The 19611-nt window shown below is 51.0% G+C and carries 19 protein-coding genes and 1 pseudogene; 3 read left to right on the forward strand and 17 right to left on the reverse strand.

Going from position 1 to position 19611, the window contains the following annotated elements:
* Positions 1-94 precede the first annotated feature (94 nt).
* The 4 genes from EYB31_RS22270 to EYB31_RS40320 all read right to left on the reverse strand — a co-directional run bounded on the left by EYB31_RS22270 (position 95) and on the right by EYB31_RS40320 (position 5007).
* A complete protein-coding gene (locus tag EYB31_RS22270) occupies positions 95-1726 on the reverse strand; it encodes a response regulator (protein WP_131015625.1) in 1632 nt (543 codons plus the stop codon).
* Entirely contained in the window at positions 1723-3660 is a 1938-nt protein-coding gene (locus EYB31_RS22275) for a sensor histidine kinase (protein ID WP_131015626.1), read from the reverse strand. The genes EYB31_RS22270 and EYB31_RS22275 overlap by 4 nt, the downstream gene beginning before the upstream one ends.
* Positions 3661-3838: 178 nt before the next feature.
* Entirely contained in the window at positions 3839-4741 is a 903-nt protein-coding gene (locus EYB31_RS22280) for an EamA family transporter (RefSeq protein WP_131015627.1), read from the reverse strand.
* A 122-nt stretch (positions 4742-4863) separates the two neighbouring features.
* Entirely contained in the window at positions 4864-5007 is a 144-nt protein-coding gene (locus tag EYB31_RS40320) for a hypothetical protein (protein WP_165452551.1), read from the reverse strand.
* Between the two features lie 266 nt (positions 5008-5273).
* Between EYB31_RS40320 and EYB31_RS22285 the strand changes: the two genes are divergently transcribed.
* Entirely contained in the window at positions 5274-5990 is a 717-nt protein-coding gene (locus EYB31_RS22285; RefSeq protein ID WP_131015710.1) for a polysaccharide deacetylase family protein, read from the forward strand.
* A gap of 114 nt (positions 5991-6104) precedes the next feature.
* Here EYB31_RS22285 and EYB31_RS22290 read toward each other — a convergent pair whose 3' ends face one another.
* The 3 genes from EYB31_RS22290 to EYB31_RS22300 form a co-directional block, all read right to left on the reverse strand.
* Positions 6105-6728 carry an FMN-dependent NADH-azoreductase gene (locus EYB31_RS22290; RefSeq protein ID WP_131015628.1) on the reverse strand — a complete coding sequence of 208 codons (624 nt, stop codon included), beginning with the start codon at positions 6726-6728 and terminating at the stop codon, positions 6105-6107.
* Between the two features lie 34 nt (positions 6729-6762).
* Positions 6763-7407: an NAD(P)-dependent oxidoreductase gene (locus EYB31_RS22295; protein ID WP_131015629.1), complete on the reverse strand. Its 645-nt coding sequence runs from the start codon at positions 7405-7407 to the stop codon at positions 6763-6765.
* A 146-nt stretch (positions 7408-7553) separates the two neighbouring features.
* Positions 7554-7991, reverse strand: coding sequence for an RrF2 family transcriptional regulator (locus EYB31_RS22300; protein WP_131015630.1), 438 nt, complete (start codon positions 7989-7991; stop codon positions 7554-7556).
* 125 nt (positions 7992-8116) lie between these two features.
* Between EYB31_RS22300 and EYB31_RS41280 the strand changes: the two genes are divergently transcribed.
* A complete protein-coding gene (locus EYB31_RS41280) occupies positions 8117-8401 on the forward strand; it encodes a hypothetical protein (protein WP_165452537.1) in 285 nt (94 codons plus the stop codon).
* Here EYB31_RS41280 and EYB31_RS41570 read toward each other — a convergent pair.
* From EYB31_RS41570 to EYB31_RS22320, 4 genes and pseudogenes are all read right to left on the reverse strand, one after another.
* Positions 8400-8492, reverse strand: a pseudogene (locus tag EYB31_RS41570) (UTP--glucose-1-phosphate uridylyltransferase); the annotation flags it as partial. The gene EYB31_RS41280 and the pseudogene EYB31_RS41570 sit on opposite strands and share 2 nt — an antisense overlap.
* Positions 8489-8896 carry a GtrA family protein gene (locus EYB31_RS22310; protein WP_131015631.1) on the reverse strand — a complete coding sequence of 136 codons (408 nt, stop codon included), beginning with the start codon at positions 8894-8896 and terminating at the stop codon, positions 8489-8491. The gene EYB31_RS22310 and the pseudogene EYB31_RS41570, both read right to left, overlap by 4 nt.
* Before the next feature lies 1 nt (position 8897).
* Positions 8898-9866: a glycosyltransferase family 2 protein gene (locus EYB31_RS22315; protein ID WP_131015632.1), complete on the reverse strand. Its 969-nt coding sequence runs from the start codon at positions 9864-9866 to the stop codon at positions 8898-8900.
* Positions 9867-9882: 16 nt separating this feature from the next.
* Complete coding sequence (locus EYB31_RS22320) at positions 9883-11925, reverse strand: ArnT family glycosyltransferase (protein ID WP_131015633.1); 2043 nt, start codon at positions 11923-11925, stop codon at positions 9883-9885.
* 388 nt (positions 11926-12313) lie between these two features.
* Here EYB31_RS22320 and EYB31_RS22325 point away from each other — a divergent pair, with 388 nt between their 5' ends.
* Entirely contained in the window at positions 12314-13234 is a 921-nt protein-coding gene (locus tag EYB31_RS22325; RefSeq protein WP_131015634.1) for an Rpn family recombination-promoting nuclease/putative transposase, read from the forward strand.
* A gap of 120 nt (positions 13235-13354) precedes the next feature.
* Here the strand turns inward: EYB31_RS22325 and lhgO are convergent, their stop codons facing one another.
* The 6 genes from lhgO to EYB31_RS22355 all read right to left on the reverse strand — a co-directional run bounded on the left by lhgO (position 13355) and on the right by EYB31_RS22355 (position 19591).
* Positions 13355-14539, reverse strand: a complete 1185-nt coding sequence (lhgO, locus tag EYB31_RS22330) for an L-2-hydroxyglutarate oxidase (RefSeq protein ID WP_131015635.1) — start codon at positions 14537-14539, stop codon at positions 13355-13357.
* Between the two features lie 28 nt (positions 14540-14567).
* A complete protein-coding gene (gene glaH / locus EYB31_RS22335) occupies positions 14568-15479 on the reverse strand; it encodes a glutarate dioxygenase GlaH (RefSeq protein WP_131015636.1) in 912 nt (303 codons plus the stop codon).
* A gap of 234 nt (positions 15480-15713) precedes the next feature.
* Complete coding sequence (locus EYB31_RS22340; RefSeq protein WP_131015637.1) at positions 15714-16034, reverse strand: DUF4387 domain-containing protein; 321 nt, start codon at positions 16032-16034, stop codon at positions 15714-15716.
* Positions 16035-16058: 24 nt separating this feature from the next.
* A complete protein-coding gene (locus EYB31_RS22345; RefSeq protein ID WP_131015638.1) occupies positions 16059-17435 on the reverse strand; it encodes an acyclic terpene utilization AtuA family protein in 1377 nt (458 codons plus the stop codon).
* Positions 17436-17559: 124 nt separating this feature from the next.
* Positions 17560-18639: an ABC transporter ATP-binding protein gene (locus tag EYB31_RS22350; protein WP_276322078.1), complete on the reverse strand. Its 1080-nt coding sequence runs from the start codon at positions 18637-18639 to the stop codon at positions 17560-17562.
* Entirely contained in the window at positions 18560-19591 is a 1032-nt protein-coding gene (locus EYB31_RS22355) for an ABC transporter ATP-binding protein (protein ID WP_131015640.1), read from the reverse strand. The genes EYB31_RS22350 and EYB31_RS22355 overlap by 80 nt, the downstream gene beginning before the upstream one ends.
* Positions 19592-19611 lie beyond the last annotated feature (20 nt).

Below are 19611 nucleotides of genomic sequence, written 5' to 3' on the forward strand. Positions count from 1 at the left end.
GGTCAAATGTTCGGGTCATTTGGTCTTATCTTCGTATGAAAAACAAATTCCCTGCTCAATCGGTCATTGAACAGGGATTTTCCGTCAGATAAGCTTAGTTTTTGACACCGTGACTTTGCTTATACTCAAGCGGCGTCATGCCGGTCATTTTTTTGAACACTTTCGTAAAATAACTTCCGTCCGGGTAGCCGACCTGCTCCGCCAGCATTCCCATCTTGGTCTCGCCCGAGCGGATCATTGCTTGTGCGCGGTCGATACGGACTTGCGTCACATAATCGTTGAAGCTGACTCCCGTTTCTTTTTTAAACAATTCGCTTAAATACGTCTTGTTCAGATGTACCGAATCGGCGGCATTTTGCAATGAGATGTCGCTGGCATATTCGCTTTGCACGTAGCTGCATACTTTGCGGATGGCCTCGCTGTATGGGTGCCTTGCCGCTTCCGCTTCGGTTAACCCCGCCTTCACCTTGGCCAGCAGCCATTCCTTGATCTGCCGGAAAGACGTTTGTTCGGCGATTTCGTCATGCGGCGTATCCCGCTCTTGAACGGAAGGAGAATCGGACGCCCCCTTCAGCGTTCTGCGCGCTCTCTGCACAAGAAAGACGGCTTCCAGCGCAAACGCCCGCATCTCTTTGCCGGAAAGCCACTTCTTCCGTTCCGCTTCTTGAAGAAAAGCATCCACGCATTGCATCGCCGGAATAAACTGCCCCCGGTCGAGCAGCAGCGACAGCTCGCCAAGCGTATCCCGCCACTGCACCGTCTCGGTCCGGGCCGCGCCCTGCTCATCCTGGTACAACGCAATCGCCTTGTTCCCGTAAAATTGCTTGCGGTTCAGCGCTTCGCCGGCTTCCTCAAACTGCCGAGGCAGCGAAGCCGCATCCATCGCCGGAAGGCTGATGCCAACGGAAACGGAAATGCCCAGATACGTCTGCAAATGCGATACGATCCTATGTGCGTAGAGCTGAACGGATTCCCGCAGCGAACGCTCGCCGGTCGGCCGCGTGTTGAACAGCGCCGCATAAAACCCGCTTTCGCAAACAAAACAGCCCCCGCAGCCGACTTCGCTTTGCAGCGTTTCATCGACAATGTTAAGTACCGCGGAATCCAGCAGTCCGATATCGCGGATTTTGGCGTTTGTCTCTTCTTCCAAGGCGGAATCCAGCCTAATCAGCATCAGCACGATATGTTTGGGCTTCAGACGCAAGCGAAACGTCTCCATCTTCTGTCCAAACTCCTGCTCATCCAACGTTTTGCCGCGCAGCAGCTCGTTAAAATACAGCGAACGAAGCGCGTATTGGTGCGAATTCAGCGTGCTTTTCAGCTCGTGCACTTCCTGCACCCGCGTCTGCTCCTGCTCCAGCTCGGCCGCTACTTTCCCGATCACGTTTTTTAATCCGTCCACGGTAATTTCCGCTTTCAGCAAATAATCTCTCGCCCCGGCCTTTAGCGCTTCCGAAGCGTAATGAAACTCGCTGTATGAACTCAAGATAACCGTCCGGATGTGCGGGGCCTCGTCTTTTAACGCGCGGATCAAATCGATGCCATCCATTAAAGGCATTTTAATGTCCGTAATGACAATATCCACCGGCTGCTGCCGGCATATTTCAAGCGCTTCCCGGCCATTGCCGCAAGAAGCGACAATATCGAGCGGCAAATCCGTTTTGCGGAGCAGCACATCAAGCCAGCGCCGGATTTGCGTTTCATCATCGACAATGAGCACATTCATGTGTGTTTCAGCTCCTCCGCTCGAATAAATACGGGCCAGACCAAGTGGGCTTCCGTGCCCCCGCCCGGTCTGCGCCGAAGTTCCAATGCCGCCGCTTCGCCAAAATGCAGCCGCATCCGGTTCAGCACATTGCGCAGACCCATTCCCCCGGCGGGTGCTTCCAACTGCGCCTTCAAGATCGCATCGTGCCCCTCCGGCACGAACTGCTCCGTTACCGGCACGCCGGGAGCCTTCGGCCCCTGCGCAGCATCCGCCGGTGACAACGTCCCTGCGGTTGCGGGCGATTCCGCCAGCTGCAGCCCGCCTTCCGGTGCTGAAGGCGGAACGGCCGGGAAGCCGATGCCATCGTCCGCGATGAGAAAATGGATGCGGCCTTCCTGCATCCAGCCTTTGATCACGATCGTTCCCGGACCCTGCTTAGGTTCAATACCGTGAAAAATCGCATTTTCCACAAGCGGCTGCAGCAGCAGCTTTAACGTGCTGTACGGATAAATCTGCTCGTCGATATCGAATTCGACATGCAGCTTCTCATATTGCCGGGCCTCTTGAATATGCACGTAATTGCGCAAATTTTCCACTTCTTCGGCAATGGCGATATATTCGCTTTCCGCGGACAGCGTTTTTTTCAACAGCTTGACCAAAGAAACGATAACGGAATCGACCTTCTCCCAAGGCTCGGTGATCAGCATCGAGCGGATGGAAGCAAGCGTATTGTACAGAAAATGCGTGTTGATCTGCGATTGCAAGTTTTGCAGCTCCGTTCTCCGTTTCAACTCCTGTTCCTCGATGACCTGGTCCCGCAGCGCTTCGATCCGGCCGACCATCCGGTTGAAATTTTGCGCAAGCTCCCCGATTTCGTCGTTGCCTTTCACCATCGAACGCACGGTGAGATCACCCATCTCCACCCGTTTCATGCTGTTAAACAGCTTGCGGATCGGAATGGAAAGCCGGCGGGCGATAACATAGGAAACGGCCACCGACAGCAGCAGCAGAAAAGCAAAAACCGCCAGCGTGTACCACTCGGCACGATCGATGTTTTTGAGCAGCGTATCCAGCGGTGTATAACAAACGATCGTCCAGCCGGTGCTTTCCACCTTGTGGTAAGTGACCAGCATCGGCCTGCCGTTTTCCTTCACGCTGAAATGCCCCGCCGCGTTCTCGCCGACCAGCTCTTTAAAATAAGGCTGGTCCTCCATGCTCATGCCAAGCTGACTTTTGTCCGCCGCCGAAATAATAATGCCCTTGTCATCAAGCAGCAGCATGCGTTCATCCTGCTGTGTCGCGCTGGCGTATTGCTTGTACAAAAAACTTTCGCCAACGTTGATCATCAGCAGTCCCAACGCCTTATCGTTCTCGAAGTCCTTCAAAAGCCGCATCACCGAAACATAATGATCTTCATTGATCGTCGGCAGCAGCTTGGCGGAAGGATCCGATGCCCAGAGGATGCTCCCGTTTTTCTGCAGCGCTTCTGGATACCACGGCTCGCTTTTGATCGCATCGACGCCAATTTTGCTGGCGTTATAAAAGGTATGCAATTCAAATCCGTTGAATCCAAAAATCGACGTGTAATATTCCAGCCACGTATACGCATACCGGTAAGTGACGATCAGCTTGGTCAGAAATTGGCTTTTGGCCCGTTCCTGATACGCCTGATTGCCGACGGGACTGAGCAGCAAAGAACGCAAATCCTCATTGGAAAAATAAATGTTTGAAATCGCTGTCAGGTCGGAGGCCATAATCTCCAGCTTTTGCGATATTTGTCCAAGCGAGGTAAGCTTGGCTTCGCCGGCCTGCTGTTCGATCGTCCGTTTCGTAATCGTCAGCGAAATATAACCGAATAAGCCAAGCGGCAAAACCGCCAGGCATAAAAACGAGATCAGCATTTTTTGCTGCACGCTGCTTTTTTTAATAAAAAATTTGCTGAATACGGACATGCGCTTCCTCCCTCAAAGCTTTACAATAAAAGCTCATTACGCAAGCATGCGCTTCAGGCTTTATTCTAGCAGGATCGGGTTGCCCCCTCAATCCCCAAGAGACGGAAACAAAAAGAACCTAGCGGAAAAGCTCCCGCCAGGCCATTTGCTATAACTTGCTTTGTACATGCGTTTGCAGTTAACTTGCAGGTTCCGGCTTGCTTTTGCTTTTGAGCCCGGAGATGCCGACACCGCAGAAGATCAAGGCGACTCCAAGCCATTTGACGATCCCCGTATGTTCGCCTAGCAGTAGATTGGAGCATAAAATGACGACCGGCAGCTCCACCGCCCCGATTAACGCCGACACGCCGGTGTCCAGATACGGCGCGCCTTTGGCGAACATATACGGAGGAATAATCATGCCGAACAGGCTGAGCAGTATCGCCCAGAACCACAGTCCTCCGGGCAGCGAGCCGTTCCACAAAAACTGCGGCGTATTCATCGCCAGCACGATGGCAAGCGCGCCTGTCAGCATCCATGCGCTGCGGATCACGGCAGGCACTTCCGTCGCCACCTTGCCGCTGAAAAAAATAAACATCGTATAACTCGCGGCGGCAAGCAGCCCGAGTCCGATTCCCGAAGGGCTGATGCGGCTGATGCCGCCCTGGAGCACCCCTGAAGCAAGCAGCGTGCCCGCAAGCACGATCAGAACGGAGAGCAGCTGAAATTTGCCGGGCATTTTTCCCCCCAGCAGCATATCGACAAGCAGCCCCATCCAGGTGAATTGAAACAATAGCAACACGGCAAATGAAGCGTCCAGCGTCTGCAAGGAGTAATAATAAAACACCCCGCAAATCCCGGTGAAAAATCCGCTGCCCATCAGCTTAAGCGCAATACGAAACGGAATCCGTCTGATCTGTTTCCAGAAAGGCAAGCAGATCAGCCACATCACGACAGCCCCAAAAAACACTTGGCTGGCCGTTACCTCCGAAGCCGTAAACCCTTGCGCATAAGCAAGTTTGACGAACGTGGACAACATCCCGTAGGACGCCGCGCCGATCAGCACCAGCAGACTGGCTTGCAGCCGTTTTTTGGCATTCATCTATAAAACCTTCTTTATTATTGACCCTCTCCCGCCCACGGCAATAAACCGGTCGCTGACCGGCCTATTCCGCCATGATCCAATATAACAGACATCCCGTATCGAGGCAATCGTTAAAGCGTTTACAAAAACATCAGCATGATTCTGAACTTATGCACCGTTTCTACGACTGCGGGCGGATCGATAATAAAGCAAATAAAACCGCCGAAAAATTCCGCCAAAATGGCCCGCAGCAGCCACTCGTAAAATTTATCCAGCCAGATCAAGGGCGTTCCCTCCCTTAATATTATATATCATTATCATATGCGCGAATGTGAGACTTTGTCCTTGACCGGACGGCTCAAAGTGGTCATTTATTGGAATTTGTCCTTTTTAAAAATAGTTTTCATCGAACTGGTTAACCTAATCCAAGTCACGGAGAAAACTTCTTGCAGCATCGCGGCGGGCAACGCCGGCGGGTACTTTGCCTTGGAAGCTGCAGAAAAGGAGGAATATTGCCATTCGCAACTTATCTTTTAAGACGTTGCTGATCATGGCGGTTTGCTTGGCCTTGACTTGTTCCAGTGCCTTGGCAAAGCCGAAAAAAAACCGCAGCGATTACGAAGCGCAAGGGGAGGTCGTATGGGAAGTTCCTACACGGGAGAAGGTCATCGCGCTTACTTTCGACGATGGACCGGACCCGGACCATACCCCGGCCATACTTGATTTGCTTAAGCAATATGATGCGAAAGCCACATTTTTTGTCGTCGGCAATAAAGTCGACCGCAGCCCGGAGATTACGAAGCGGGAGCTCGATGAAGGACACGAACTCGCGAACCATACATACAGCCATATGTATTTCTCCAACCGAGTGGCCGCTTCAAAAATGAAAAACGACATTCTGAAAGCCGAAGATGCGATATATAAAGCGACTGGACAAAGATGCCGCTTATTCCGCCCGCCGGGCGGTTTCTATAATGAAAACCTGATCTCCATTGCGAAGGAACACGGATACTTGGTCGTTATGTGGTCTTGGAGCAAAGACAGCAAAGACTGGCGTTTGCCGGGAGTATCGAAAATCGTCAGTAAGGTGCTGAGCAATACGCAAAATGGAGAAATCGTGCTGTTTCATGATTACGCCGAAAGACAAACGCAGACGCTTGATGCGCTGAAAATTATTTTGCCCAAGCTGAAGGAAGAGGGGTTCCGGTTTATCACTGTCTCCGAGCTGCTCACGTACCGCAAAAACGAGAGACCGGAAATAAAATAAAAGCCCTCGAAGCAAGATAAACGGCAAAAATCCTTTGCAACAACGGCACTAATGCCGCTTGCAAAGGATTTTATCATTTTTTTCATAACTCTTATGGCGATAACAGTTGAAAGATCAGAAGCTTTTGGCTGCTTCTGCGGTCTGTTTCAATCCTTCGGAAATAATCTGCTCCGAACGATCCTTGAATTGATTATGTCCTTCAATGATGACTTCCAACGGCTGTATGCCGAATAAACCAAGAGTGGCCTTTAATGGTCTCAACGCTGATTCAATGGACGCCATAGGTTCTACGGAATAAATACCTCCGCGAGCATTAAGCAGGATTACTTTCTTATCCCCTGCAAGGCCTACAGGACCTTCTTCTGTATATCTAAACGTCTTGCCTACTTGAGTGATATATGAAATATAAGTGATTAAGGGAGCAGGGGAAGTGAAGTTCCAGAGCGGGAACGCAATAACGATTTTATCAGCAGCAAGAAACTGATCCAAATACCGGTTAGCGATCGCTGCGGCGCTATTCTCTTCCGCCGATAGATCATAACCTTGGTTCAGTTTAAATGTTCCCACTATGGCATCTTGTCCATAATAAGGAAGTTCTTCCTTGAAAAGATCAAGTTCTGTAATCAAATCGGAAGGATGAGCTTGTTTATAAGTCTGAAGAAACGTTTCATACATCTTGACGCTCACCGCTTGCTCGGCAGGCCGATTATTTGCTTTTACGAACAGTACATTTGCCATGTTAGTTAGCTCCCTTGTTAGGTTATTGGTTTGATTATTTGTTATAAATAATGGGCATTTTTCTAATATATAAATGTTCACTTGCGGTACGATACATAAATTCACCGACGTTTTCTCGTGAAACCGCCATTTTGGCCGGTTCATCGCCAAGTGAAATACGATATCCGATGCCGTTATGTTTGACATTGGGATTAATGATCCGAACAATCGTCCAATCCAAGGCAGATTGTTTGAAAAGCTGCTCGATTTTTTTCATTTCCCGATAACCGTTAGGGAAAAGGAGCTTAGCCATGATGCCTGGGACTATCGTACTGAAATTTTTATTGTCCTCTACAGAACGAACTGTGGGTGTAGCCAATGTAATAAAACGTTGTTTTTGCAGCTTCTCCATCGTTCTCATGATAACCTCATGACCATTTGCTATCGGCGTTCCGTTTAATTTTCGTGAAGTATCCAGAGCAGGACCAAGCGTACTGATTACAATATCTGCATTTGCAATGGCTTTCTCGATTAAAGGTTGATTATCCAACTCGCCAACAACGATATGCAACTTCGGGTGCGAGTGGTTTAAAGAGCCCGATTTCCGAACATATGCAGTGACATTGTCCCCATTCTTGAGAGCATGCTCCATCACAATCTGTCCGATTGCTCCACTCGCACCAAATAATGTAAGGTTCATTTTTATTTTTCACTCCTTTCCTTATACAATAAAATGTGCTTAATAAAAGCACATTAAAATCAAAAAAAAGCAGCATTAAATTGCAACTTTTATAAGCACATAATAATCCGACTGCACTTATTTGTCCAGCTTCTTGTTGAAAAAAATTAAATAACAAAGAAGTCCACACGGTTCATTACGTCCGCAATTGTGTACTCCCGCAAGTAGTCAATGGTACGGAGCTCGACTTCATGAAGTATTTTTTCCAATTCAATATCCAACTGCTCTCCAGCTTCGCCGCAGTCAACGTTAAATTCGACCTCAGACGGCATATTGCTGACAGCAGAGTAGATGTCCCCTAACGTAATTTGATCGGCAGGTACTCGCAATAAGTAGCCTCCTTCTCGGCCGCCTTTTGATTCGACGATAGCTGCCGCCGCTAACTGCTGCATCACCCTGCGCATAAATGTTGCGTGGGAATCCACCTGATCCGCTATCATTGCACTCGATAACATTTTCCCGCTTTTAGCTAACCAAACAATGGAGTGAACAGCGATTTTAAAACGAGGAGGACCTATATTAACGCCACGGTTTGCTGTGCTCATTTCAACCACTCCTAAAAAAACAGTTTTATTGCAACTGTTATAAGCACATTATAAAATAAATATGAATGATGTGCAATTAACAAAATCCTCCCACATTAAAGGCGCGGGGATCGCATGTACCGCGCGTGCTGCTGCACAATTTTTCTCTGCTCCGCACCGCGGTGAACTTGCTTCATCAAGCTTTGCATATGGGCAAGCACAGCTCACATATCCTCCCGCTGCAAACTCATCTCAATAATCACCTTGGCATAACCCGTTTTATCTGCGATGTCATACCGTTTCCCTCTCAGATCCAGGGCAAACAGCCCTTCGCTGGCGGAGATGCAGCGCAGCGCGTCTGTCAGTTGGTATTCGTCGCCAGCACCTTTTTCTATCTTTTCAAGAGCGCTAAAAATGGACGGCTTGAGTAATCGGCAGCATTTCTTTCGGCTGCGCTTTGGTAGCCGGGAGAAGTCTGGTGCCAAGACCTGCGGCGGGAATGACGGCTTTTTTTATTTTCATAAAGATTCACTCCTTCTCGTTTGGTTGGAAGGTTCGAAAACCCAAAGCTTGCTGCCCATATAGTTAAACATGAACCCTGCGGACATGCCGCACAATTTACTGATGATCGTACCCCAGCCGGCTTGCACCAGCAAGCTGAGAAGCCCCGTGGTGATGCAGAAGGTCAAGCCGTTCAGCAGCAGAAACTTGAGAAACTGCTGACGGTCGATTTTGCCGCGGTGCCTGAACGTCCAGCTGCGGTTCATAAAGTAGCTGTTCAGTACGCCAAATATATATGAAACGCATTGGGCCGCAACATACGACCAGCCCGCGTAGGTCAGTAAAGTAAATACACCCAAATCAATGCAAGTATTCATGGCTCCGATCGAGCAATATTTGAAAAAGGAAAGCCAGTTGTTTTTCATATTAGACAACGCCCTTCCGTCCGGAAGCTTTTTTGCGTGTACCGTAACAATCTTTGACGATATATAGCGGGCGGTCCCGTGTTTCGTCGTAAATACGTCCGATATACTCGCCGATAATACCCAGCGCCGCCAAGATCGATCCCCCGATCAAGAGCTGGGTGGACACCATGATGTGCCAGCCAGAAACGGGTCCGGCTACTACCAAATTGGTCAGCGCAATGACCAGCAAATCAATCGCGCCCGCAGCCGCCAGAATTCCTCCTCCATAAGCGGCAAGCTTGAGCGGCTTAAGCGAAAAAGAAGTAAGGCCGTCCAAGCTCAGCTTGATCATTTTTTTAAGCGGGTATTTTGTTTCTCCGGCCGCCCGTTCCTCACGGACGTATTCGACCGCCGTCTGGCGGAAGCCAACCCAGCTGACCATGCCGCGGACAAAACGGTTCTTTTCCGTCAACCGTTTCATTTCATTGCACACTTTACGGTCCAACAGCCGGAAGTCTCCGGTATCCAAAGGAATGTCGATTTCCGTAAACAATTGAAGCACCCGGTAAAATATACGTGCCATCTGTTTTTTGAACCAAGTTTCTCCCTTCCGCTCGATCCGCCGGGCGTAAACAACGTCATAGCCGTCTTTCCATTTCTGAATCATATCCAATATCAGCTCCGGAGGGTCCTGAAGATCGGCGTCGATGACAACAACCGCATCTCCTACGGAATAATCCATACCCGCCGTAATGGCGATCTGGTGGCCGAAGTTTCGCGAGAAATTAATCAGCTTTACCGTTTCATCCCAATCGCAAATGCGCTGTATAATATCCGCCGTAAGATCGGTGCTGCCGTCGTTGACGAACAGCAGCTCATAGCTTTCTCCGGTGCGGCCCATCACTTCCTTCAGCCTCCGGTACGTTTCTCGGATAACCAGTTCTTCGTTATATACCGGGACAATGATTGAATATTTCACTCGCGTATTCATACTCATAACCTCCCGTTTACGATTGAATTTCGTACAGCGTTTGCCCTCCGTCCATATTTATCGGCGCTCTGCCCGAAGGGGAAGCGACTGCGCCGCTGCTGTCCTGCCACTGATCTTTAGGCACCTCTACGGCGTTGCTGCGAATCCACTCCGTCAGCTCTGAGCTGCCGCCGCCGGGAGCGCCGCCACCGATTTGAACGTATTTGATTTCTTTATTGGCGACAAGCTGCTTCAGCTTGTCGACGGTCATGATCGGGTCGGAGCCGCTAAAACCGCCCATTGCCATCACGGCTTTACCGGTTTGGATAATATAAGGCGCCGCCGAAGTGGCGTTGGATACGCCAAACAAATATTTTTCCCCGGTATTATGGCTCGTGACATATTCAAGAAGCTTCGCATTGACGGTGCCGCTGCCCATTCCCTGGCCGCCGCGGCCCGAGGTCTGCTGCAAATTCGGTCCCGCTTCCGGCAGTACGCTGTTTCCGCCGTACAGCAGCGGAGTTGACGCCCAATACAGCGGGGCGGCCAGCAAGGCCAGCATCGCGGCGATTGAAACCGCGTGAACCAGCTTCTCTCTCAGTCTTGGGAGCAGCAGCAGGAAAGAACAGACCGCTCCCGCCGCACCTACGCCCAGGTACCAGCCTGTACCGATTTGAGCGGAATATGGCAGCAGCACATACATTTCAAATGCCGTCGTCGCAAGCACCGAAGCTGGCAGCAGCCAGGCTATCCAGCCTGCTTTATTGCGGTAATCGTGCCACATTACAGTCCATCCGGCACCGACAAGCGCAGCAATCGGAGGAGCCAGCATAATCAAATAATATTGGTGGAAAAATCCCGCTACGCTAAAGAAGGCCATCCCTGGAAGCAGCCAAGCCAGCCAAAACAACGTCATCTGCTGCCTGGTCGTCAGCGGTTTTCTGCGGCGAATCCCGGCGAGCAGGGCCACACTGGCGAATGCTGCAAATGGCAGCAGCCAGCTGATTTGGCCCGACAGCTCCGATTGGAACAAGCGCAGCGGACCCGCTTGCCCGGTGCCAAAAGCGCCGCCGCGGCCCGGAGCGAAGCCCTGCGGCGGGCCGTCCGGGCCAGCTGCGCCTGCACCGCTGGCATCGGCTTTCCCGCTTAGCGCAATGCCGGCTGCGGCGTTTTGTCCGACAACCGGTACGGTCACCGATTCGCCATTGCCGTCGGTCGCCCGGGCCATGTGGCCGTCACCCGTTTGACCGTACCCTCCTTCATCCGCGCGTTGATCCATCCCTCCGCCGTCTTTGGCGCGGTTTCCTCCGCCCATGATCCCCTTACCGGTCAGCCGGTTGATCCCGTTATAGCCGAAAGCAAGCTCCAGCACGGAGTTTGTTTGGCTGCTACCGATATAAGGCCGATCCTCCTTAGAGACGATGTTGTCGGCCACGACAGCCCACGAAACGGATACGCTGAGCATGATGGCCGAAGCAGCCGCCAGCACGGCCAGCTTCTTTTTCAAATTCGCCCGAAAGGCCAGCAAATATAATACATATAAAGCAGGTACGATCATGTAGGCCTGCAGCATTTTTATATTAAAAGCGACGCCGATAACGGCAAACGAGCCGATTACCCATCCCCACTTGCCGCCGCGCACTGCTTGAACCAGCATCCATACGGCAACAAGCAAAGTAAACACCAGCAGGCTGTCGACGTTGTTCGTGCGGCTCACCGCAACAGCAATCGGCGTACAAGCCATGACTAAACTGGCAAGCAGGCCCGCCGGACGTCCGAAGGCCGGTTTCACGAGCGAATACATAAGCAAGACTGAACCGACTCCGGCCAACGCTTGGGGCAAAATCACGCTCCAGCCGTGAACTCCGAATATCGAAGCGCTCAGCGATTGAATCCAAAATGTCACCGGCGGCTTATCCACCGTGACGTAACCTCCCGGATCAAACGAAGCGAAGAAAAAGTTGGAGAAGCTTTGCAGCATGCTCGTTACCGCAGCGGTATAATACGCATTGGCGTTCTGGTCTTTCCAAATGCCGAAACCGTTCAGAAGAAGCGCAAGCAGCGCAATGATTATAAGCATCCAATCGGGTTGTCGTTTTAGCACATGTTGCACGATAACTCACTTCCCTCTATATGAACTCTTAATCGAGTAATTTTCGTTTCGTGTTTATCCTACAGAAACGATCTGAATTGGCTCTGAGCATCAACTTAACGTTTGCTGAGGAAACCAGACCAGCCCAGCCGCGGCGGGACGCATACATCCATTATCCGCTGGGCAACATGATGATGAATGCTCTTTTATACCAATGAAGAATGTCCTAGTCTGATAGACGCGGTCCGCCAACAACATAAAAACCCGAACACAGCTGTTCGGGCACTGTAATCGGCTTTGTTTCATCTGTCTTCGTAAACGGCGGCATGGTATACTGTTATTAAACGGAACCGCCAATAAACGGAGTTGATTCCAAGTGAGCGAGCTGCTTGATCCGCGCAATGATTTTTTATTCAAACGCATTTTTGGCAGCGAAGAAAACAAGGATGTCCTGCTTGCATTTCTGAACACCACATTTGTGGAAACGGGTGCACAACCGCTGACAGAAATCATTCTGCTGAATACGTATACCGATAAAGACGCTCCCCACGACAAACAGTCCATTCTGGATATTCGTGGCAAAACCGCAGACGGCGAGCTGATTAATGTGGAGATGCAGCTGTTCAATAAATACGAAACCGAGAAACGGACGATGTTTTATTGGAGCAAGCTGTACAGCGGACAACTTCAGGAGAGCCAGCCGTACAAAGCGCTAAAAAAATGCGTAACCATCAACATTTTGAATTACTCGATTTTACCGAATGAGCAATATCATAACGTGTTCCATCTCCGCGAGGACCGGACCGGTATACCGCTGATTGACGACCTGGAGCTTCACTTTCTGGAGCTGCCCAAGCTGGGCGATCAGGCTGTTCCCATTGAAGGCGGAGGACTGGTGAATTGGCTGCTGTTTTTAAAAGGTGTCGATAAATCCCATTGGGAGGTGCTTACCATGAATGAACCGGTCTTGAAAAAAGCGATGAATACGCTTGAATTTTTGAGTCAAGATGCGGAAACGCGCAGATTATACGAAGCAAGGCAAAAATATTTGCACGATGAGGCTTCGCTTATTGACGGGGCTATGACGGAAGGCAGGAATCGGGGACTTATCGAAGGCAGAGCCGAGGGACTTAAAGAAGGCAAAATTGAAGGCAGAGCCGAGGGGCTTATCGAAGGCAAAGTCGCTGCAAAAATCGAAATGGCCCGCGAGCTGCTGTCGCTAGGAATTGATATTGCCGCTATTGCCAAAGCATCGGGTCTTACTGAAGATGAAATAAGGAACTTAAAAACGTCTTAATAGCTTTCATTACTTCCGAGTAAAACTAGGAAAAAAGAAAGAGAAGCCTGACTTTCAAGCTTCTCCTTCTTTCTTTTATGTTATTCCCCCATGTAAGCCTGCATAAAACCGCAGTCACGTTTACCCGTACAGCTTATCGACAATATATCTACCGATCTGAATGGAAGCCGTCGCCGCCGGCGAAGGGGCGTTGCACACATGGACGCTGTTTTTGCCGTATACAATATGAAAATCGTCGACTAGCCCGCCATCGGGTTTCAGTGCCTGCGCTCTCACTCCGGCCGGAGCCGGTATCAAATCTTTTCCTTCGATCTCGGGAATCAGCTGCTGCAAGCTGCGCACAAAAGCCGCTTTGCTGAAGGAACGGACCATCTCCGCGGCCCCCTCCTTCCAATACTTGCCGGCCAGCATCCAGAACCCCGGATATCCTATCGTTTCGGCGATGTCCTGCAAGGAAAAATCGGACTTCCTATAGCCTTCCCGCTTAAAGCTCAGCACTGCATTCGGACCTGCTTCCACATGCCCTCCGATCATCCGTGTGTAATGGACGCCAAGAAATGGAAATGACGGATTCGGTACAGGATATATCAGGTGCTTGACCAAATAACGCTTTTCTGGGACGAGCTCGTAGTACTCGCCGCGAAACGGAACGATTTTCATGTCGGGTCTCATGCCCGACTTCCGGACAATCCTGTCGCTGTGCAGACCCGCACAGTTGATCAGCTTTTTTGCCGTAAAGGCTCCCCGGTTTGTTTCCACCCGGACTTGTCCGCCGCTTTCGTCGATGCGCAGCGCCTCGGCATTCAGCAGCAGCTCGCCGCCCCGCTCGGCAATGATCAAGGCAAACGCTTCAGCCACCTGCTTGTAATTGACGATACCCGCCGCAGGCACGCGAATTGCCGCCAACCCGCGGACATGCGGCTCGATTTCCTTCAGCGCTTCGCCGCCGATTCTTGTAATGGCCAGGCCGTTGTCGAGCCCGCGTTTGTACAAATTGTCCAGCAGCGGCAGCTCCTCTTCGCGGGTAGCGACAATCACCTTGCCGCATATATCGTGTTCAATGCCCCGCTCCCTGCAAAATTCCACCATCGACAAATTTCCTTCGCGGGCGAATTTGGCTTTAAAGCTGCCCGGCTTGTAGTAAATGCCCGAATGGATCACGCCGCTGTTGTGCCCGGTCTGCTGCTTCGCCCAGGAATCGTCTTTCTCTAGCAGCAACAGCTTCAAGCCTGGATTTTTTTCCATTAAAGCCACGCCGGTCGATAGGCCGACAATCCCCCCGCCGACAATAATGTAATCGTACATTGCCCATCAGCTCCAATATGCGTTAATGTTACGAACGGGCAAACTCTCCGCGAATCCGCATCAATTCTCTGTACAACTCGGTATTTTTCTCGAAAGCGGCGCGTCCGTGCATCCAGAACAAGTTATTCAGCATCACCAGATCGCCTTCCGGCAGCGTAAGCGCTTTAGTGGCAGGACTTGCTTCAAGCGACTCGGACATGCTCATCAAATATTCGGACTGCTCGATGTTCTCCGGATACACAAATTGATCGATAAAGCAGATGCATGGCTTGTTGTTCAGTTTAAAGAAAGTTTCTCGATGTACCGTTTGCGACACGTTTTTGCTTGACGGCGACTTGTAGGTGAACTTGTAGCTTGCCAGCGGATGGTTTGCATATTTGTCAAGCTCTTCCCAATCGTCGAGATGGAGCAGCCGCGACTCGCCGCCAACCGCATTGCGTTCCTCCATCTTCATCATCAGCAGCCAGTCAGTGGGCTCGTCGACGAAGGTGCCGTCCGTGTGCAGCGTAAACAAGCGGTACGCTTGACGCAAATAAGAATCGCTGTTGTCCGTATCCTTAACGGTAAATCTTGCATAATACGTGCCCGACATCGCATCAAAATTGGCCGGTCCAGCAAGATGGGACACCGCACTGCCGAATTTCACATAGTCGTCCAAATTGGTCGTTTGCCCTTGAACGCCGACCGTAAAACCTCCGCTCTCACGGTCGTTCAGAATGCCGCGCACGGTCTCGAGGAAGCTGTCGCCGAGCAGCTCGCGCAGCTTGCCGGCCATAATGTAGCGGAAATACGGAGTATACACAAGATGCTGGACACTCGTGCTGTCGTATTCCCGGAAAAATGTGCGAATGATGTCATTGTCAAGCTCAATGTGGTACATGCGTTTGTGTCCCGGATGCGCAACGACCTGATAACCTGCCTGTTTTTGAATAAATGACATGAACAATCCCTCCATATTGTTTGGGTAGAATGATATCCGTACCAATCCCTACGGAATAACTGAAGATAAACGTTTGAAAAATTTAAAAGTCGGTGAGCGGATATGAACTTCGAAAACTTGGAGATTCGGAAATCCGGAATTACCCTAATTCCGCGGCGCTGCAAAGGCTCGATCGAATAACCGTCATTCTCAGCTCCGCGGAAACAGGTCTTTGTCGCTATATGAAACCGCACATTAACAAGGAATTTCAATATCAAGCAGCGGCGGATATTGCTGACAGCCAAAAATGTCTCTTTCTCCAGGGCTGCCGCTTGGCAGTCGGCGGTAGATCGTAAATTTGATGGCATAAGCGGGATCATACTCCACGAAATCGCAAATCCGGTCTTCGGCCAAATTAAACAGCGCGGCCATCGTTGCTTTCGTAATGCATCCGCTGGACTTGACCAGCTCGTAATTTTCCCGTTCTCTGAATATAATGTCAAAAGTGATTTTATCTGTGCCGGCATTTTTGCTGCGAATCGTTTTTGCCAGATCGATCAGCTTTTTCGTTTGCATGGCGTTTCCTCCCCGTGTTGTTTGTTAAGATTGAGCAACCTCGATCATGTGCACATCGAACAGTTCCAGCGGATCGTCAACCGGGATAACATGGTTCATCGTCCACTCGAATGCAGGCGTGCACCTCAGCATCTCATCGACCACAAACGAGGCCGTACCGGCCGTACCCTTCACTTCGGGCAGTCTGGCGTAGAAGATTTGCCGCGTGGCCATCAGCGTAACCTGCTCGGCAAGTTCCTTGGTCTCCGCAACGCCTTCCACCACAACGCACAACTCATGCGACCCAATATCCTTAATCGGTTCCAGCTCGCCCATAACGCCGTTTTTGCCAAAAATTTTATAATCGACAAAGTATTCTTTGCCCGCAGCCATCTCAGCCACCTGGTTCTTCGACCATTCAATTACCTTATCGATATGTTTGATCGTATATGGATCGCGGATTCCCGCAATGCCGATGTATTTCTCCCCGACCTTGCCTGCGCCTTCCAGCTTAACCTTAACTTTGCCTTCGATCGGAGCAAAGACCGGCCCGGTAATACGGCATGTTTTTTCGTCGTATTGCTCATAATTGCAGTTGGTCATATCCAGCATGCCGCCGGCAAAATATTCAAAAAACGGATTCGATCTTTCGTACATCGCATGTCCGGCTACCGAGGCTACCGTACAGCGCTGATCCGGATGCATCGCCGTGACCAGCACCTCGTTGTGCGTAATCGTGCCGATAACGGATTCCTTAGCCGCATAAGGCTCGGCGCAAAACGACGCGCATTCCAGTACCTTCCCCAAGTAATAGGATAGATGCTCGGGGAAGCCCTCGCGGATCGCGGGTGCGGCAAAGATCGCCGCATCGCTTGAGCGTCCGCCGATAATGACGTCGGCTCCCATGTCAAGCGCTTTGATGAAAGGATGAATGCCTGCAACAGCGACGATTCTGTCTGTTTTATCAAGCTCTGCCAAGGTCAAGCTGCTTCTTCCGTCCAAACCTTCTACCTCCACGCCGGACTGCAGCTTGCCGCGAATAAGTTCTTTGTCTACCTCCGAGTAAAAGTAAGCCAGCTTAAAGTTCGGAAGTTGGTGCTTTTGAGCCAAATCCTTAATGATCTGCACATACATGTCAACCCGGCTGTTGGTGCCCGTATCTCCTGAAGAACCGATAATCATCGGCACGCCTTGCTCTCTTGCAGCCAGCAGCATCAGCTCCAGATCGTGCACCTGCCAGTCGTACATCCCAACTGATTTATCTGCACCCAGTGGAGCGGGACCGATATCGTCGCTGCCCGAATCGCAGCAATAGTAATCCGGCTTGGTTGCAGCCCCCAGCTTAAAGCTTTCCTCTTTGGTCGGAGCAAAACCAAGATGACCGTTCGGACTAATGATGCGCAATTGTTTTTTCGTATTCATCGTAATATCCACCTCACCATGTTGTAATTACATGTTATGACCAGTTAATCTATATTTATCCTAGCTCAATCTTTCTTGGCTGTCAACCTATGATTTCGCTTTTATCATTTCTCATCCGCCGCAATCAGCGGATGAGATGGCAAGCTACACCATGACCATTGTGTTCGACCCACTGCGGCCGCTCCTGGCTGCATATTTCACCGATTCTGTGCATACAGCGGTTCTGGAATAGACAACCTCGAGGTTTCTCCAACGGCGTCGACACACTGCCCTGCAGGATAATCCGCTCTCTTCTTTCTTTTTTGTCCACCACGGGAATCGAAGACAGCAGCGCCTGCGTATACGGATGCTGGGGATTGTTGAACAGCTCCGTCGTTTCCGCGAGCTCAATCAATTGGCCCAAATACATCACCGCTACCCTGTCGCTGACATAATGAACGACGCTCAGATCATGCGCTACGAACAAAAAGGTTAAATCGTACTCCTGCTGAAGCTCCTCCAGCAAATTGACGATTTGTGCCTGAACGGAAACGTCCAACGCCGACACCGGCTCATCGGCAACGATAAAATCCGGCTTCATCGCCAAAGCTCGCGCGATCCCGATACGCTGCCGCTGCCCTCCACTGAACTGGTGCGGGTAATTGTCCAGATGACGGCGCGACAAGCCCACTTGCCCGATCAGCCGCAGCAGCTCATCTTCCTGCTCGGAACGCCGCGTTATGCCTCTATTCACCAGCGCAACCTGAAGAATGTCCCTCACCGTTTTCCTCGGATTCAGGGAAGCGTACGGATTTTGAAAAATGATCTGATTTTTTTGCCGGTACTGCCGCATATTTTCCTTGCCCAGCTTGGTTATATCCTGGTTACGGTACAAAATCTTGCCTTCCGTCGCTTCGTGAAGCTGAATGACGGTACGTCCGAGCGTCGATTTCCCGCAGCCGCTTTCTCCTACCAGCCCCAGCGTTTCCCCCGGATAAATGTCAAAGCTGACATCGTCGACGGCGTATACGATCTTGTCCTTGCTGCGAGCCAGCGTCTTCTCGAGAAAGGAAGCTTTCTGCTTGTAATATTTTTTTACGTTTTGCACACGGATCAGCGGTTCCTGTTTACCCTTGCTTCCCGTTTCAGAGGTTAACGGCTGCTTGCTGGCTGTCACCGGCTCCACTTCCTCTCTCGTACAATACACAGCGAACCTGATGCTCACGGCTTAATTCCAGCATCGGAATATCTTTGCGGCAGCTGGCGCTTGCATGCGGACAGCGCTCCATAAAAGCGCATTCGTTGCCCAGCTTCGTCAAATCAACTACCGTGCCGGGGATCGGCTCGATCTTTTGCCGCGTATCGGATATATGCGGGATCGATTTCAACAGCCCTTGCGTATATGGATGTTTCGGATGCTCGACGATCAGATCGGTCGGTCCGCGCTCGACAATTTGCCCGGCATACATAACGGCGATCTCATGGCAAAATTCCGCCGCCATGCCCAGATCGTGAGTCACGATAATCATGCTTGTGCCATGCTCCGAGTTAATCCGTTTGAGCAAATCGAGGATTTGCGCCTGAATCGTCACATCCAGCGCCGTCGTCGGCTCGTCTGCCAGCAGCAGACTCGGATTGCAGGCCAGTCCCATGGCAATCAGAATTCTTTGCTGCATCCCCCCGCTGAATTCATGCGGATATGACTCGTAGCGCTGCTCGGGGGCGGAAATGCCCACCTCGCGCATAAGCGTGAGCACACGCTCTTTCTCCTGCCGCTTGAGCCGCAGCCGCTGCAGCCAGCCTTTTTTGCCCGGCTCGATCACCTGGTGTGTCTTTAGCACCTCGCGGATTTGATTGCCCACCTTATACGCCGGATTCAAGGTCGTCATCGGGTCTTGAAAAATCATCGCAATTTCCTTGCCGCGAATGCGTCTCCACTCTTCGGGCGTATTTTCCGCGAGGTTTTGGCCATTATAATTAATTTCGCCGTCCACAATTTTTCCCGGGCTTTTCACAAGGCCCATGATCGAAAACAACGCGGTGCTTTTACCGCACCCCGACTCGCCCACCAGGCCGACGATTTGCCCCGGCTTGACGGTAAAATTGACTTCCTTTACCGCTTTGACGACCCCGGCGGAGGTGGCGTAGCCAATCGTCAAGTTTTTGATTTCCAGCATGCTGCGTCCCCTTTCCCGCG

This window comes from Paenibacillus thalictri (assembly GCF_004307995.1).
Classification (GTDB): Bacteria; Bacillota; Bacilli; order Paenibacillales; family NBRC-103111; genus Paenibacillus_AF; species Paenibacillus_AF thalictri.